Source organism: Enterobacter cloacae complex sp. SHL012, assembly GCF_049237505.1.
Lineage (GTDB): Bacteria > Pseudomonadota > Gammaproteobacteria > Enterobacterales > Enterobacteriaceae > Enterobacter > Enterobacter kobei.
Genome location: NZ_JBMKIZ010000005.1, coordinates 94,988 through 110,741, shown reverse-complemented (window position 1 = coordinate 110,741; position 15,754 = coordinate 94,988). Strand labels below are relative to the sequence as shown.

Here is a 15,754-nt window from a genome sequence, read left to right as displayed (position 1 = left end):
CATTTGGCCCCGCAGGGGGGCGGATTTTATCATAATACTTTGCGCACTGCTTCCCTATTTCAGGAGCAATTACGCTGTCGTTAAATGGAGGCAGACATCCGGGCCTACAGGACGAATCTCGCTGAATGTGAGTTGCGGTGCGTCGGCCAGTTTTTCAAGGCCAGGCAGCACAAACAGGCCGCGCGCGTCGTGGCCTAACAGTTTAGGCGCAACGTATACAATCAGTTCATCCACCAGCCCGGCCTGCAACAGCGCACCCGCGAGCGTGGGTCCCGCTTCTACCCAGATGCTGTTCACCTGCTGCTTGCCGAGCAGCATCATCAGCACCACTAAGTCGAGGCGACCGTTGTGCTCAGGTACCATAATGCTACGCACGCCCTCTGGCCATTCGCGCGTATCTTCTTTGGTACGGGCAATCCAGGTTTCACCCGGCTGCTGCACGATGCGATGTTCCGGCGTTATGCGGTTCTGGCTATCAATGACAATACGCAGCGGCTGACGCAGATTCTCCTGCGGGTAAAGCGCCTGAGTATCGGCATTCAGTTCGTCCCAGCGCACGGTCATAGCCGGATCGTCAGCCAGAACGGTTTCACTGCTGGTGAGGATAGCATGGCTTTGCGCGCGAAGGCGTTGCACATCGCGCCTTGCCTGGGGCGAGGTGATCCACTGGCTTTCACCGTTTGCCATCGCCGTACGACCGTCCAGCGAGGCGCCCAGCTTAAGCTGGATATACGGGAACCCGGTGCGCATGCGCTTCAGAAAGCCTTTGTTGATCGCTTCGGCGTCCTGCATCATCAGCCCATGACTGACGTCAATGCCTTCCTGCTGCAGGCGATACAGACCGCGTCCGGCAACCTGCGGATTCGGATCCTGCATCGATGCCACCACGCGGGAAACCCCCGCAGCAATCAGCGCGTCGCAGCACGGTGGGGTACGCCCGTGGTGGCTGCAGGGCTCCAGCGTCACGTAGGCGGTGGCACCGCGTGCCTTCTCGCCTGCCATCCGCAACGCATGGACCTCGGCGTGCGGCTCGCCGGCACGATAGTGGAACCCCTCCCCCACGATCTCGCCATCTTTAACGATCACGCACCCGACGTTCGGATTGGGATGGGTAGTAAAACGCCCGCGCTGCGCCAGCTTCATGGCTCGCGCCATGTAAATCTCATCCTGCATGAGCTTAATCCTGTAAGCGGGCGATCTCTTCGCCAAACTCTTTGATATCTTCGAAACTGCGGTAGACAGAGGCGAAGCGGATATAGGCGACCTTATCGAGCTTTTTCAGCTGCTCCATCACCAGGTTGCCGATCATCTTGCTTGGCACCTCGCGCTCGCCCAGACCACGAAGATAAGATTTTATGTGGTTTAACGCCATTTCGACGTCATCCGCGCTGACGGGACGTTTTTCCAGGGCCTTCAGCATCCCGCTACGCAGCTTCTCTTCGTTAAACGGCTCGCGCACATCGTTACTTTTCACCACGCGCGGCATTACCAGCTCAGCAACCTCAAAGGTCGTAAAACGCTCGTTGCACACCAGACACTGCCGACGACGGCGTACGGATGACCCTTCGCCTACAAGACGCGAGTCGATGACTTTGGTATCCACAGCGGAGCAGAATGGGCAATGCATACGGTATCCCTGTTATCCGGTTAACTGAGTTTCATTTTACCCTGATCTGGCCTGACAACAAAGGAAGAGCTTTTTGAGACAAAGGATCTATGTCTGACGGCACGTTGCTAGCTACCATTAGGGAGATCCGTTATTTCAAGGAAATAAACGCTATGACAAGACGTTACCTGAGAATTTTACTTGTGGGGAGCCTCTTCACCCTCAGTGCCTGTGCACAGCAAACCGAAGTCCGTCAGATGAAACAGAGTGTGAATACACTTAATACGGCGATGGACAAACTGAACAAAGAAACGGTGAAGATCACCCAGCAAAACGCGCTGAACGCCAAATCCAGCAGCGGGGTATACCTGCTGCCTGGCGCGAACACACCTGCGCGGCTGAATAGCCAGATTGGCACGCTGAAAATGTCGCTGGTCAATGTGGCAGCGAATGCAAATGGTACGCGCGCAACATTGCGCATTCAGGGAGAATCCAACGATCCGCTGCCCGCTTTTAGCGGCACCGTTGAGTGGGGACAGATCCAGGGCACGACGGAGAATTACCAGGAAGTGAACGTGAAGAACCAGCTCTTCACCGCCCCGGCCAGCGTTTTAGCGCCCAGTGATGTGGATATTCCGCTGCAGTTAAGCGGCCTTACGCCAGAACAGTTAGGCTTTATCCGCATTCACGACATCCAACCCGCCGCGCAGTAAACCCTTCCTTCTGAGCGGAGTGAAATGTCACTCCGCTAACATTTACATTTCGTATGGATTGGCAACATAAATGATTGCCGCTACAATCCCGGCCGTTTAAAGTACGCAAACGTGAACGCAATCGATTACGCGTGTGAGAGATATGTGAAACAACACATATTTTTGTGAGCAAGGATTCCTATAATAGGCTCCGCAGAAACACGAAATATTTAGAAACGCAATTCGCGCATTTTTCACTCCCGGAAGGGAATTTCAATCAGTGGCATGATTATGAAAAAAACATTACTCGCAGCTGGCGCCGTGCTGGCACTGTCCTCCTCTTTCACTGTTAACGCAGCGGAAAACGACAAACCACAATATCTCTCCGACTGGTGGCACCAGAGCGTTAACGTGGTTGGTAGCTATCACACCCGTTTCGGACCACAGATCCGCAACGACACCTACCTGGAATACGAAGCATTTGCCAAGAAAGACTGGTTTGATTTCTACGGCTACATGGATGCTCCGGTCTTCTTCGGCGGTAACACCGATGCAAAAGGTATCTGGAACCACGGTTCTCCGCTGTTTATGGAAATCGAACCACGCTTCTCTATCGACAAGCTGACCGGTACCGATCTGAGCTTTGGTCCGTTCAAAGAGTGGTACTTCGCAAACAACTACATCTACGATATGGGCCGCAACAAGTCCGGTCGTCAGAGCACCTGGTACATGGGTCTGGGTACGGACATCGATACTGGCCTGCCAATGAGCCTGTCCCTGAACGTTTATGCTAAGTACCAGTGGCAGAACTACGGTGCGGCAAACGAAAACGAGTGGGACGGCTACCGTTTCAAAGTGAAATACTTTGTGCCAATCACCCAGCTGTGGGGCGGCAACCTGAGCTATATCGGCTTCACCAACTTTGACTGGGGCTCAGACCTGGGCGATAACGACTTCCGCGATCTGAACGGTAAGAAAGCACGTACCAATGATTCTATCGCGTCCAGCCACATCCTGGCGCTGAACTACGATCACTGGCACTATTCCGTGGTTGCGCGTTACTGGCACAACGGTGGTCAGTGGAACGACGATGCCAGCCTGAACTTCGGCAACGGCGATTTCAGCGTTCGTTCTACCGGTTGGGGTGGTTACCTGGTCGTGGGTTACAACTTCTAACCCGTGCGGGACTGTGCGGGCTGATGCCCTCACCCTGCCCCTCTCCCACAGGGAGAGGGAACAAATACTAAAAACGGCAACATACGTTGCCGTTTTGCTTTTACCTCGCCGCCGGGCAAAAAAGCCAGCTCAAGAGCTGGCTTTTTATTGCTTAACCTTGCGCAAAAAATCCGCCAGAGACCTGTCCGCACTTTCGCTAAACCGTCTCTCCGTCTGCACGATATTGAGACATCTGTCGAGCCGGAAACAGCGATAGTCATCGCGCCGTTCACACCACGCCGCCAGCAGCCAACGCTCTCCCCAGAAGAACAAGCCCAGCGGCTGAACCTCACGCTTTGAAAGCTGCCCGGCTTCATCACGGTAATGCAACGCCAGCACGTGCTGGGCGGAAATTGCCTGATGAATCATGTCAAAATCGCTGCGGGAGTGGCTTTGCATGCAGAAATCCGGGGCATAAATCCGCGTCTGCTCCGCCTTTCGACGACTCTCCTCAGGCAGGATCGCCAGCACTTTCTCCTGGGCCGACTCCAGCTCGCGCGACAGCGATTCTCCTCCCCAGGTCTTGAGCAGGCGAATTGCGACGATCAGCGCCTCAGACTCCTTATTTGTCAGCATCAGAGGCGGCAGATCAAAACCCGACATCAGCCGGTATCCGCTTCCCGCTTCGCCTTCCACCGGCACGCCGGAGAGCGACAGATCGCGGATATCGCGGTAGACCGTGCGCTCGGAGACGCCAAGCCTGTCCGCCAGATGCGCTGCCGTCGTCAGACGCCTGCCCCGCAGGATCTGCACAATCTGAAACAAACGGTCAGCGCGTCGGGTCATATCGTATTACGCTCTCAGGCAGGTTGATGGAGGCCGACGCGGTTACCTTCGCTGTCGATAAACAAAGCAATGGTGCCAATCCCATCCGGCAGTTCCAGCGGGCCAAACACGCACTCGCCGCCCGCGGAGGCAATGCGATCGAGCGTAGCCGCCAGGTTATCCGTATGCAGATAGATAATAGCGCCCTGCTGCGACGGCGAAACACCCTCAAATTTTGCCAGCGCGCCGCCGGTGGCCGGATCGTCATGCGGGAATACCGCGAGCTCTGCCATGTCCATTTTCTCACGTCTCAGCTGTACCTGCATGACTGGCTCATAAAATTTGATGGCGCGATCCATATCTACCACGGGAATTTCAAACCAGTTAATCACACTTTTCATACATCCTCCTGACTGTTGTTGGGGTTCGAAAAGAGTCTACGACAGGGCTCCTGACAGCATACTGTCAGGAGTGTTTGTCAGGAGCAGATAAAAAAAATCCCGGTCAACCGACCGGGATTTCGATAACACGCTATTCGACGCCTTACGGCAGAATGGACGGCTGATCCGCCCCTTCTTTCTCAACCTTCTGCTGGAGCAGGTGCTCGCGCTTCATGCCGAGTTTCAGTGCCAGTGCGGATGCGACGTAGATAGACGACGCCGTACCGATGGAGACACCAATCAGCATGGTCAGCGAGAAGCCTTCCAGTACCGGGCCACCGAACAGGAACAGCATCAGGATCACCATCAAAGTGGTACCGGAGGTGATCAGGGTACGGTGCAGCGTCTGGGTCAACGACACGTTAAAGATTTCGTACGGCGTACCGCGACGGATCTTACGGAAGTTTTCACGGATACGGTCAGATACCACGATACTGTCGTTCAGTGAGTAACCGATAACGGACATCAGGGATGCCACGATGGTCAGGTCAACCTCAATGTGGAACAGCGACAGAACCCCCATGGTGATCACCACGTCGTGCGCCAGGGCGATAACCACCCCGGCCGCCAGTCGCCACTCGAAGCGGAAACCGACGTACACTAGGATGGAGATCAGCGCCACCAGCAGCGCCATTGCACCGGTCTGCGCCAGGTCCGCACCCACGCTCGGGCCGACAAACTCAATACGCTTGACCGCCGCGTTCTGGCTGGTTGTTTCGTTAATCACGTTAACAACCTTGCTGCCCAGCTCCTGGCTGCCGTTAGCATCGTGTACCGGCGGCATACGCACCATGATGTCACGGCTGCTGCCGAAGTTCTGCAGCAGCGGCTCTTCAAAGCCCGCTTTCTGCAGAGACAGACGCATCTGGTCCATATCGACCGGTTTTTCCAGGGAGATCTCGATAACCGTACCACCGGTGAAATCCAGACCCCAGTTAAAGCCTTTCACGCCCATAACGACGATGGACAGAATCAGCAGTAAACCTGAAATGCCGAAGGCCCAGTAGTCCCAGCGCATAAAGTCCCAGACTTTACGGCCATGGTTCAATTGTTCAACAGTATATTCCTGTGCCACAACGCACTCCTCAGATAGACAGCTTTTTGACGCGCTTGCCGCCGTACAGCAGGTTCACGATGGCACGGGTGCCGACAATAGCGGTAAACATTGACGTTGCGACACCGATACCGGTAGTAATCGCAAAGCCTTTGATCGCGCCAGTACCCACTGCATACAGGATAAGAACCTTAATCAGTGTTGTTACGTTCGCATCGAAAATAGAGCTGAACGCGCCTTTATAACCTTCGTCAATCGCCTGCTGAACAGAGCGACCGTTGCTCAACTCTTCTTTGATACGTTCGTTAATCAGTACGTTGGCGTCGACCGCCACCGCAAGGGTCAGAACGATACCCGCAATCCCCGGCATGGTCAGCGTCGCCCCTGGCAGCAGGGACATAATGCCGATGATCAGCACCAGGTTGGCGACCAGCGCACTGGTCGCAATCAGACCAAACTTCTTATAGAAGAAGATCATGAAGAGGATAGAGACCACCAGACCGGCCAGACACGCTTCCAGACCCTGTTGGATGTTCTGCATCCCCAGCGTTGGACCAATGGTACGTTCTTCAACAATCTGAATTGGCGCAATCAGCGCACCGGCACGCAGCAGCAGAGAGAGCTGACGCGCTTCGTTCGGGTTGCTAATACCGGTAATACGGAAGCTGTTACCCAGACGAGACTGGATATTGGCGATGTTAATCACCTCTTCCTCTTTCACCAGCACTGCACGACCGTTGGCATCTTTCTTACCGCTGTCTTTGTACTCCACGAACAGGGTGGCCATCGGTTTACCGATGTTATCCTTGGTGAAGTTAGACATGATGTTACCACCCGCGCTATCCAGCGAGATGTTAACCTGCGGCTGGTTGTATTCGTCCTGGCTGGAAGTGGAGTCGGTAATATGGTCACCGGTCAGAATGACGCGTTTGTACAGCACAACAGGCTGACCTTCGCGGGTCTGTTTCACTTCGGAGTCACCCGGAATACGGCCTGCGGCAGCAGCGGACTGATCGACGTTAGAGTTAACCAGACGGAATTCCAGCGTTGCGGTCGCACCCAGAATCTCTTTCGCACGCGCAGTGTCCTGAATACCCGGCAGTTCAACCACGATACGGTCAGCACCCTGACGCTGTACCAGCGGCTCAGCCACGCCCAGTTGGTTTACACGGTTACGCAGAATGTTGATGTTCTGCTGAACGGCATATTCACGCGCTTCTTTCAGACGCGCATCGGTCATCACCGCGCGCAGCTGGTTGCTGCCCTGAGAGGTGATCACCAGGTCACGGTGACGTTGGGTCAGGTAATCTACAGCCTGATCGCGCGCCGCACTGTCGCGGAACGTGATGCTCATGCCGTAGTTATCTTCTTTACGCACGGTAGTGTACGGGATGCCTTTGTCGCGCAGATCGCTGCGCAGGCTGTCGATATTCTGTTCCTGCAGCTTGCCGAGCGCGGTATCCATATCCACTTCCATCAGGAAGTGAACACCACCACGCAGGTCAAGACCCAGTTTCATCGGCTCTGCGTTCAGCGCAGCCAGCCAACGCGGGGTTGCAGGAGCAAGGTTAAGCGCCACGACATATTTGTCACCCAGCACGCCCATCAGCGCTTCGCGAGCGCGGAGCTGCGTGTCGGTGGTGTCGAAGCGAGCAAGAATTGCACCCTCTTCCAGAGCCACAGACTTAGCGGTAATTTTTTCTTCTTGTAACGTTTTCTGGACCTGGATCAGCGTTTGCTCACTGGCGGCGACACCGCGCGCGCCAGTGATTTGAACGGCCGGATCCTCACCATACAGGTTGGGAAGCGCGTACAGCAGGCCGACGAGAATCACGACGACCAGCATGATGTACTTCCACAAAGGATAACGGTTTAACACGGCAGTTCCCTTTGGGAAAAGTTGGGATTACAGCGCCTTCATGGTGCCTTTCGGCAGAACGGCAGCTACGAAGTCACGTTTGATAACCACTTCAGTGGTGTCGTTCAGGGCGATTGCAATGTAGCCACTTTCAGCCACTTTGGTTACGCGACCGACCAGACCACCGTTGGTCAGCACTTCATCGCCTTTCGCGATGGAGTCCATCAGCTTTTTGTGCTCTTTGGTACGCTTCTGCTGTGGGCGGAGGATCATGAAGTAGAAGATCAGACCGAACACAACCAGCATCAGGATCAGAGACATCGGGCTGCCCTGCGCCGGAGCACCTGTTGCCGCTACCGCATCAGAAATAAAAAAGCTCATTCAAATTCCCTCATTATTAAAATTAATCAACGTTCAACGGTGGAACATCCCGCCCCTGACGTTGGTAGAAATCGGTCACGAAGCTCTCTAATTTACCCTCTTCGATAGCCTTACGTAAACCAGCCATTAAGCGCTGATAATAACGAAGATTATGAATGGTATTGAGACGCGCGCCCAAAATCTCGTTGCAACGATCGAGATGATGCAGATACGCGCGGGAATAATTGCGACAGGTATAGCAATCGCACTCGGAATCGAGCGGGCTGGTGTCACTCTTATGCTTCGCGTTACGGATTTTCACCACGCCGTCAGTCACGAACAGATGACCGTTACGTGCGTTACGGGTTGGCATGACGCAGTCGAACATATCGATGCCGCGACGTACGCCTTCCACCAGATCTTCTGGTTTACCCACACCCATCAGGTATCGTGGTTTATCCGCCGGGATTTGCGGGCAGACATGCTCCAGAATGCGGTGCATATCTTCCTTCGGCTCACCCACAGCCAAACCGCCGACAGCGTAGCCATCAAAACCTATCTCTACCAGACCTTTAACGGAGATATCGCGTAAATCTTCGTAAACGCTGCCCTGGATAATGCCGAACAGCGCATTTTTGTTCTGCAGGGAGTCAAAACGGTCGCGGCTACGCTTCGCCCAACGCAGAGACATCTCCATAGAGCGTTTCGCGTAGTCCCAGTCAGCCGGGTATGGCGTACATTCGTCGAAGATCATCACGATGTCAGAACCGAGATCGTACTGAATCTCCATCGACTTTTCTGGATCGAGGAAAATCGGATCGCCGTTGATCGGGTTACGGAAGTGAACGCCCTCCTCGGTGATCTTGCGGATATCCCCCAGGCTGAAGACCTGGAAACCGCCAGAATCAGTCAGGATTGGGCCTTTCCACTGCATGAAGTCGTGCAGGTCACCGTGCAGCTTCATGATCTCCTGACCCGGGCGCAGCCACAGGTGGAAGGTGTTACCGAGGATAATCTGTGCGCCAGTGGCTTCAACTTCTTCCGGCGTCATCCCTTTTACGGTGCCGTACGTACCCACAGGCATAAACGCGGGGGTTTCCACCACGCCGCGATCAAACACCAGACGACCGCGACGCGCGCGGCCATCGGTGGTATCGAGTTCAAATTTCATTTTTTCTCCGACGTCAGAAAAACAGTCCAACGTTGTCATACGGTGCCGCGGACTTATTCCCCGACACGCTCATTCAAAGCCTGCGGATTGTACGTGATAAACATCGCGTCCCCGTAGCTAAAAAAGCGATATTTTTGTTCTACCGCAGACTTGTAAGCATTCATCGTATGCTGATAACCCGCAAACGCGGAAACCAGCATAATCAGCGTCGATTCAGGCAGATGGAAGTTGGTCACCAGCGCATCAATGACTTTGTACTGGTAGCCCGGGTAGATAAAGATCTGCGTATCACCAAAGAACGGCTCGATGAGACCCGTTTTCGCGGCCTGTGCAGCGCTCTCCAGCGAACGGACTGAAGTCGTGCCTACCGCAACCACGCGGTTTCCGCGCGCTTTCGCCGCCAGCACCGCGTCCACCACCTCCTGAGGCACTTCGGCATACTCAGAGTGCATGATGTGGTCTTCAATGCTGTCTACGCGTACCGGCTGGAACGTACCCGCGCCGACGTGCAGCGTCACGAACGCCATCTCAACGCCCTTCGCGCGCAGTTTTTCCAGCAGCGGTTCATCAAAGTGCAGGCCCGCCGTCGGCGCCGCGACCGCGCCAGGTTTCTGGCTGTAGACGGTCTGGTAAAGCTCGCGGTCGGCCTCTTCATCCGGGCGTTCAATATACGGCGGCAGCGGCATATGGCCGATGGCGTTAAGGATATCGAGGACCGTGCGCTCGTCCTGGAATTCCACCTCAAACAGCGCGTCGTGACGCGCGGTCATGGTCGCTTTAATGCTCTCGTCATCGCCCAGCAGCAGTTCTGCGCCCGGCTTCGGCGCTTTAGAGGCGCGAATATGTGCCAGAATACGTTTATCATCGAGCATACGTTCGACCAGCACTTCAATCTTGCCGCCGCTGGCCTTACGGCCAAACAGACGCGCCGGGATCACGCGGGTGTTGTTAAAGACCAGCAGATCGCCAGGGTTGAGCTTGTCGAGCAAATCGGTGAAAGTACCGTGCGTCAGCTCGCCCGTTGGCCCATCCAGCGACAGTAAGCGACAGCTGCTGCGCTCAGGCATGGGATAGTGAGCAATCAGGGATTCAGGTAGTTCAAAGGAGAAATCGGCGACGCGCATGACGTATACTCGTGACTTAAAAACAGGCGGCATAGTCTAGTGCTCACACCCTTTTGCTGCAACAATTAGCCGCCCCCGGACAAATAAAACGCATGAATTTTCTCGCTCACCTGCATCTCGCTCACCTCGCTGACAGCTCCCTTTCCGGCAATTTGCTGGCCGATTTCGTGCGCGGCAACCCTGCAGAAGACTATTCCCCTGAGGTTGTCGACGGCATCTTTATGCACCGCCGCATTGATGTCATCACCGATAACCTGCCCGAGGTCACGGAAGCCAAAGCGTGGTTCCGCCCTGAGACGCGCCGCGTTGCGCCGATCACGCTGGATGTGATGTGGGACCATTTCCTGTCTCGCCACTGGGAACAGCTCTCCCCGTCGCTACCGTTGCCAGAGTTTGTGCGCTACGCCCATGCACAGGTGTCGGTCATTTTGCCCGATTCACCGCCGCGCTTTGTCAATCTGAACAACTATTTGTGGTCAGAACGCTGGCTGGAGCGCTATGGTGAGATGGCTTTTATCCAGAACGTCCTGAATGGCATGGCCAGCCGCCGGCCGCGTCTGGATGCGCTGCGTGACTCCTGGTATGACCTGGATGCACACTATGACGCGCTGGAGACGCAATTCTGGCAGTTCTATCCGCGCATGATGGCGCAAGCGAAAAACAAACAGCTATGACAGATTTACATTGATAGGTAAAAGCTGGCGGAACGATTGTCACCACCTCTTTGTCTTATCCATGAACACTCTCTATACTGGCTCGCGTTGCGTTCCAAATAACCTTAGTATCTACAGGAGAATCATATGGTTCTGGTAACTCGTCCGGCTCCGGATTTTACAGCTGCAGCAGTTCTGGGCAACGGTGAAATCGTTGAAAACTTCAACTTCAAACAGCACACCAACGGTAAAGCGACCGTTCTGTTCTTCTGGCCAATGGACTTCACCTTCGTTTGCCCGTCTGAGCTGATCGCCTTCGACAAACGTTATGAAGAATTCCAGAAGCGTGGCGTGGAAGTGGTTGGCGTCTCCTTCGACTCTGAATTTGTACACAACGCATGGCGTAACACCCCTGTCGACAAAGGCGGCATCGGTGCGGTGAAATACGCAATGGTTGCGGACATCAAACGCGAAATCCAGCAGGCTTACGGTATCGAACATCCGGACGCTGGCGTTGCACTGCGCGGTTCTTTCCTGATCGACGCAAACGGCATCGTTCGTCACCAGGTTGTTAACGATCTGCCGCTGGGTCGTAACATCGACGAAATGCTGCGCATGGTTGACGCGCTGCAGTTCCACGAAGAGCACGGCGAAGTGTGCCCGGCTCAGTGGGAAAAAGGTAAAGAAGGTATGGCTGCTTCCCCAGACGGCGTAGCAAAATACCTGTCTGAGAACGTATCCAGCCTGTAATCGGCACGGTTTACGAAGAAGGCCCGCACATGCGGGCCTTTTTTTATGCTTTACGCTGCGTCTCTCGCCAGATGCGCCAGGCCATGAGCGCCAGCAGGATCACGCCCACAATCAGCACGCTCCACACCAGCAGCGCGTTCATCCGGCTCTCCTGCTCGCCCGCAGAAGTGGCGGTTAAACGCGCCTCACCGCCCAACGCGACATCATCCACAATATCGGCCTGCGGCAGATTCGCCATATCATAGGTTTTGCGCAGGTCGGCGGGGATCAGCATGTCAGGTTCCAGGTTTGCTGGTTTTGCCGCCCCGTTTCCCCAGGCGAGCACGTACGGTGCTTTCCCCTGCGCGTTAAACACCAGATCAACGCGGTCGCGATGCCCTATGACGTTCGGAAGGTATTCAGGCAGACGCGCATTCAGCGTCGTGATTTTTACCGCCTGGACCCGCTCTCCGTTAAGCGAAACCGGCGCAGACGTTTTGCCCTCCAGGCGGTAAAGAACCTCTTTTCTCAGGGGGTGCCATGTGTCTTTTTCCGTACTTCGCCACGCAATCTCCACGGGCAGAACGCCGTCGCCATTCAGCAAGAAGCTGACCGTGCTCAATGGTTGCGGGTGCGCCCAGTGCCACTGCGCTTCGCTTGTCGATAGCTGTTCCCCTTCCCCCTCCAGGTCGATCGCTTCCGGAGCCATCTGCGCAGGGGCGCTAATCGCGTTTACGCCGGTCAAGGTCATGCCCTGGCTCTGCGCATTCAGCACCACCATGAGATAGCGATTCGCATCAGGAGATAAAACCGTATCGGTATCGATCCGATCGAGCTTAAGGCGATCCTGGCCACTGACGACGTCCAGCAAGGGCATATCCTCGCGTAGGGTATACCAGCGCTTCAAATCCTCGCTGTAATAGACCGATGCCGTTCCCTGCCATGACGTCTTAGGGGGATTCCAGAGCAGCTGCAGCTGGGATATAGCCATCTCACCCGTCGCCTGCTCTGGCAAGGTCAGCAGATAATGTTGCCCGGCCACGGCAGCTTTCTGCCCTTCGAGCACAATCTCAACGCCATTTCCGGAACGGAGCAGGATCTTATTGCTCTCACCGGCATCTGGCGCAGCGGCAAGCGGTGAGGCGTCCAGAGGAAAAAGACGCAGCGCCGTGGATTGCGCCACCACCTGCGGGCGCGTCGCGGTGACCAGGCTGAAGGGAACCGGCTCACCCGACTGATTAAAGACGCGGACATCGTCCAGATTCGGGGAGGTGCTCTGTTCATAGACGGCGAGCGGCAGCAATACCCGATACCACTGGGAAGGAACCGACGTTTCCAGTGAACGACCAAAGGCATAATCCCGCGGCGATTCCGTTTGCATCTCGTCGCAGAACGCCATGCCCGATAGCGCCAGCAGCGTGGTACAGACTACCGCTTTCATCCATTTCATTTTTCATCTCCAGTTTTAGGCGGTAGTGGCGAGAAATACCCCACGATCAGGACCAGTATCGCCACGCCGATAAATGCCACGGCACGGGACAGGCCGCCTCCGCCTGCGCTGTCCACCAGCATCAGTTTAACCATCACGACCCCCAGCAAGGCGGCCCCGCAGAGCCACTCCTGGCGGGAGGCCCGGCGGGTAGCATGGACCATGACCACCAGCGCGATCAGCATCCAGAACAGGGCAAACGTGGTCTGGATAAGCCGCGAATCCCACAGCGACGCCATATTCCAGCCCACATCCCCATACCAGGCCAGGGCGCGCATCAGCGCCCCGTTAAGCCACCAGAAGCCAAACGCCATGATAGCAACGGCAGGCCACGGGCGAGCCTGAGCAAGCAACGCGGGATAGTAGCGATCCACCCCCCGATAAAAGACCACCAGCCCCAGCAGCGCGAATGCCGCGCCTTCCTCAAGCGGGTTCACCAGCGGCAGCCAGGTTTGCCGGTAAACGACGCCGTCCTGGAAATTGGTCACGACCAGCAGCACCAGCAGCGCCACGACGACAGGGATCGGCGCCAGGCAGGTATAGAGCGCAGGCCACTCCCCGAACGGCCACGCGCGGCGACGCACCGCCGCGGAAAGCGCCAGAATCACGCCGCCCCCAGCCGCCATCGCCAGTCCACTGCCCCACGCCGCCATGCCCAACGGTAGCGCGCGAGCAAACCAGTAAAGCTCGGCCGCCAGCGCCAGTAAAATCATCCAGCAAAGCGTCAGGTGCAGCCCCATCGCGATGCGCGGCAGCAATCGTTCACCGTCACGTCGCAGCAGCATCAATGCGGCAGGAAGTGCAATGCACCAGGCCAGATTTGACCAGCCAGCGGCAACGATCTGCTGATGCGAAAGCTGGTAAACCACCATCACCAGCATCAGTGGCCACAGCAGCCATTTGCTGGCATCCAGCTCCCGCCACGCCAGACGAGCGGCAGCCTGGCGCCAGCCCCAGACCGAGACGGCCGAGAGCGCCAGCACGCCTGCCAGAACAGGTAATTCTTGTTTCAGCACCCGTTGCGAGGCACCCAATAGCGCCACGATCCAGAACAACAGGCCGCCTGCCAACAACGCCCAACTGACCGGCAGAACACTTTTGCGCCATAGCCACGCCGCAGCCAGCCAGCAAAGGCTGAGGATGGCGAAGATAAGGAGAAGGCTCAGCGACGTCACGCCGTCCATTTGCGCCCACAGCGCGCTGCCGAGTGCCAGCACCAGCAGCGCCGTCCCGCTATAGCTCATACGACGCTGGTTCTGCTGCATGCCCAGCCAGAGGATACCCAGCCCCTCCAGCGCCCAGGCCATCGCCGTCCAGCGCGCCGAGAGTGCCAGCGGAATGGCGAGCGTAGCGAACCCGCCGCCGATGGCCAGCGCCGCCATGACCAGTGGTCGTCCGATGGACGGATAGCGCCGCAGCGCGAGGAACGCAAGGGTAAGATAAAATGCCCCATATCCGAGCGCGCTCAGCGCCGGGCCATATTCCCAGTGCCGGGTCATGCCGTACTGCATCCCGAAGCCAATCAGCGGCGGAGCAAACAGCAGTACGCCGTCAATAATCTGTTTCCCTTTTTCCTGCGCCCGCAGCGACAGCGCCACGCACAGCACGCCGAATATCAGCGTATTGGCAATCAGGAACAGCTGGCACACCCAATAGTGTTCAGGCTGATAGTCGCTCAGCCCCCAGAGGCCACCCACGCCAAACGTAAAAAGCAGACCGAGCAGATTGAGCTCGCGCCAGTGCTGCCAGATGCTGATGGCGAGAATACCGATGGAAAGCAGGAGATAGAAAGAGAACAGCGCCACAAAGTTGCCGCCTCCGGTAGACAGGAGCAGCGGTGCCAGATACCCGCCGAGGCTCGCCAGCATGGCCAGGCTCAAGGCCTTTTGCAGCACGGCCAGCCCGACGCTCGCGGCGCAAATCGCTACCAGCAGCGCAAAAGCCAGCGTCATCGGCAACATTTGCCAGAGCCGGAAGGCACCAAAGACCGTCAGGTAAAGAATGCCCGTCGCCCCACCCTGTAAGATAAGCGCATAAACCGGCTGCTTATGCCGCAGTCGCCAGCCAAACGCCAGCAGAACGATGGCAAACAGCGCCGTCGCCACCAGGCGCAGCTCAAGCGGGAACAGGGAATGTTCGACGGTATAGCGCAGCAGGAAAGAGAGACCGAGGAAAAGCAGCAGGATCCCCAGCTTCGCCAGCGGATTTCCCTGCATAAACCAGCGCACCAGCGACGTCAGTATGCCGCCAAAGGCGGATGGCTGTTTTGCCGCAGGGGCAGGAGCGGAAACGGGTTCAGCCCTGGGCACGCGGGCGTCCGGACGCCAGGGGTCGACAGGTGCGGGAGCGTGCTCAACCACTGGCGCGGTCACAACCACCGGCGCGGCGGTCTGCGCCGTCTCCGACGCTATCTCAGCGGCACCACGCTGCTCAAGCGCTTCAATGCGCTGGCGAAGCCTGGCGATCTCCTGCCGCGCCGCCGTGCTCCGATTAAAGCCAATAACCGCAAGCACGGGCGCAACCACCAGCGCAAAAACCAGTAACAAACAGCCAAGGATGTAGAGCTCGTCCATGTTTCCACCTTCACCGTAAACTATT

At 56.5% G+C, this 15,754-nt stretch carries 15 protein-coding genes; 4 read left to right on the top strand and 11 right to left on the bottom strand.

Annotation, left to right across the window (positions count from 1 at the left end; genetic code table 11):
• Positions 1–69: 69 nt before the first annotated feature.
• Together ribD and nrdR are read right to left on the bottom strand one after the other, a co-directional pair.
• Positions 70–1,173, bottom strand: a complete 1,104-nt coding sequence (gene ribD, locus ACOTY9_RS17230) for a bifunctional diaminohydroxyphosphoribosylaminopyrimidine deaminase/5-amino-6-(5-phosphoribosylamino)uracil reductase RibD (protein WP_032637351.1) — start codon at positions 1,171–1,173, stop codon at positions 70–72.
• Between the two features lie 4 nt (positions 1,174–1,177).
• Positions 1,178–1,627 (bottom strand): transcriptional regulator NrdR, encoded by a 450-nt coding sequence (nrdR, locus tag ACOTY9_RS17225; RefSeq protein ID WP_008503337.1) that lies wholly within the window; start codon positions 1,625–1,627, stop codon positions 1,178–1,180.
• 152 nt (positions 1,628–1,779) lie between these two features.
• Between nrdR and ACOTY9_RS17220 the strand changes: the two genes are divergently transcribed.
• Together ACOTY9_RS17220 and ACOTY9_RS17215 are read left to right on the top strand one after the other, a co-directional pair.
• A complete protein-coding gene (locus ACOTY9_RS17220; protein WP_047343977.1) occupies positions 1,780–2,319 on the top strand; it encodes a DUF3251 domain-containing protein in 540 nt (179 codons plus the stop codon).
• A 270-nt stretch (positions 2,320–2,589) separates the two neighbouring features.
• Positions 2,590–3,474: a nucleoside-specific channel-forming protein Tsx gene (locus ACOTY9_RS17215; RefSeq protein ID WP_014882755.1), complete on the top strand. Its 885-nt coding sequence runs from the start codon at positions 2,590–2,592 to the stop codon at positions 3,472–3,474.
• Between the two features lie 144 nt (positions 3,475–3,618).
• Here ACOTY9_RS17215 and ACOTY9_RS17210 read toward each other — a convergent pair whose 3' ends face one another.
• The 7 genes from ACOTY9_RS17210 to queA all read right to left on the bottom strand — a co-directional run bounded on the left by ACOTY9_RS17210 (position 3,619) and on the right by queA (position 10,285).
• Positions 3,619–4,299, bottom strand: coding sequence for a helix-turn-helix transcriptional regulator (locus ACOTY9_RS17210; RefSeq protein ID WP_014882754.1), 681 nt, complete (start codon positions 4,297–4,299; stop codon positions 3,619–3,621).
• A gap of 14 nt (positions 4,300–4,313) precedes the next feature.
• Positions 4,314–4,679 (bottom strand): VOC family protein, encoded by a 366-nt coding sequence (locus ACOTY9_RS17205; protein WP_047027716.1) that lies wholly within the window; start codon positions 4,677–4,679, stop codon positions 4,314–4,316.
• 142 nt (positions 4,680–4,821) lie between these two features.
• The gene (gene secF, locus ACOTY9_RS17200; RefSeq protein ID WP_014882752.1) at positions 4,822–5,793 is read right to left on the bottom strand and encodes a protein translocase subunit SecF; all 972 of its coding nucleotides are present in this window, start codon (positions 5,791–5,793) and stop codon (positions 4,822–4,824) included.
• Positions 5,794–5,803: 10 nt separating this feature from the next.
• Complete coding sequence (secD, locus tag ACOTY9_RS17195; RefSeq protein WP_071890803.1) at positions 5,804–7,651, bottom strand: protein translocase subunit SecD; 1,848 nt, start codon at positions 7,649–7,651, stop codon at positions 5,804–5,806.
• Between the two features lie 27 nt (positions 7,652–7,678).
• Positions 7,679–8,011, bottom strand: a complete 333-nt coding sequence (gene yajC, locus ACOTY9_RS17190) for a preprotein translocase subunit YajC (protein ID WP_000007630.1) — start codon at positions 8,009–8,011, stop codon at positions 7,679–7,681.
• A 22-nt stretch (positions 8,012–8,033) separates the two neighbouring features.
• Positions 8,034–9,161 carry a tRNA guanosine(34) transglycosylase Tgt gene (gene tgt / locus ACOTY9_RS17185; protein ID WP_023334687.1) on the bottom strand — a complete coding sequence of 376 codons (1,128 nt, stop codon included), beginning with the start codon at positions 9,159–9,161 and terminating at the stop codon, positions 8,034–8,036.
• A 53-nt stretch (positions 9,162–9,214) separates the two neighbouring features.
• Positions 9,215–10,285, bottom strand: coding sequence for a tRNA preQ1(34) S-adenosylmethionine ribosyltransferase-isomerase QueA (queA, locus tag ACOTY9_RS17180; protein ID WP_014882750.1), 1,071 nt, complete (start codon positions 10,283–10,285; stop codon positions 9,215–9,217).
• A gap of 92 nt (positions 10,286–10,377) precedes the next feature.
• Here queA and acpH point away from each other — a divergent pair, with 92 nt between their 5' ends.
• Positions 10,378–10,959, top strand: a complete 582-nt coding sequence (acpH, locus tag ACOTY9_RS17175) for an ACP phosphodiesterase (RefSeq protein WP_014882749.1) — start codon at positions 10,378–10,380, stop codon at positions 10,957–10,959.
• Between the two features lie 126 nt (positions 10,960–11,085).
• Positions 11,086–11,688, top strand: a complete 603-nt coding sequence (locus tag ACOTY9_RS17170; RefSeq protein ID WP_008503347.1) for a peroxiredoxin — start codon at positions 11,086–11,088, stop codon at positions 11,686–11,688.
• A gap of 43 nt (positions 11,689–11,731) precedes the next feature.
• On the opposite strand, the gene ACOTY9_RS17165 is transcribed toward ACOTY9_RS17170, so the two are convergent.
• Positions 11,732–13,117: a DUF3999 family protein gene (locus ACOTY9_RS17165; RefSeq protein ID WP_348565981.1), complete on the bottom strand. Its 1,386-nt coding sequence runs from the start codon at positions 13,115–13,117 to the stop codon at positions 11,732–11,734.
• On the bottom strand, positions 13,114–15,729 hold the full coding sequence (locus tag ACOTY9_RS17160) for a DUF2339 domain-containing protein (RefSeq protein WP_348565980.1): 2,616 nt from the start codon (positions 15,727–15,729) through the stop codon (positions 13,114–13,116). The genes ACOTY9_RS17165 and ACOTY9_RS17160 overlap by 4 nt, the downstream gene beginning before the upstream one ends.
• Between the last annotated feature and the right edge of the window lie 25 nt (positions 15,730–15,754).

Coding starts and splice junctions, on each gene's coding strand:
- ribD (WP_032637351.1), bottom strand. CDS start 1,173: ATGCAGGATGAGATTTACATGGCGCGAGCCATGAAGCTGGCGCAGCGC.
- nrdR (WP_008503337.1), bottom strand. CDS start 1,627: ATGCATTGCCCATTCTGCTCCGCTGTGGATACCAAAGTCATCGACTCG.
- ACOTY9_RS17220 (WP_047343977.1), top strand. CDS start 1,780: ATGACAAGACGTTACCTGAGAATTTTACTTGTGGGGAGCCTCTTCACC.
- ACOTY9_RS17215 (WP_014882755.1), top strand. CDS start 2,590: ATGAAAAAAACATTACTCGCAGCTGGCGCCGTGCTGGCACTGTCCTCC.
- ACOTY9_RS17210 (WP_014882754.1), bottom strand. CDS start 4,299: ATGACCCGACGCGCTGACCGTTTGTTTCAGATTGTGCAGATCCTGCGG.
- ACOTY9_RS17205 (WP_047027716.1), bottom strand. CDS start 4,679: ATGAAAAGTGTGATTAACTGGTTTGAAATTCCCGTGGTAGATATGGAT.
- yajC (WP_000007630.1), bottom strand. CDS start 8,011: ATGAGCTTTTTTATTTCTGATGCGGTAGCGGCAACAGGTGCTCCGGCG.
- tgt (WP_023334687.1), bottom strand. CDS start 9,161: ATGAAATTTGAACTCGATACCACCGATGGCCGCGCGCGTCGCGGTCGT.
- queA (WP_014882750.1), bottom strand. CDS start 10,285: ATGCGCGTCGCCGATTTCTCCTTTGAACTACCTGAATCCCTGATTGCT.
- acpH (WP_014882749.1), top strand. CDS start 10,378: ATGAATTTTCTCGCTCACCTGCATCTCGCTCACCTCGCTGACAGCTCC.
- ACOTY9_RS17170 (WP_008503347.1), top strand. CDS start 11,086: ATGGTTCTGGTAACTCGTCCGGCTCCGGATTTTACAGCTGCAGCAGTT.
- ACOTY9_RS17165 (WP_348565981.1), bottom strand. CDS start 13,117: ATGAAATGGATGAAAGCGGTAGTCTGTACCACGCTGCTGGCGCTATCG.
- ACOTY9_RS17160 (WP_348565980.1), bottom strand. CDS start 15,729: ATGGACGAGCTCTACATCCTTGGCTGTTTGTTACTGGTTTTTGCGCTG.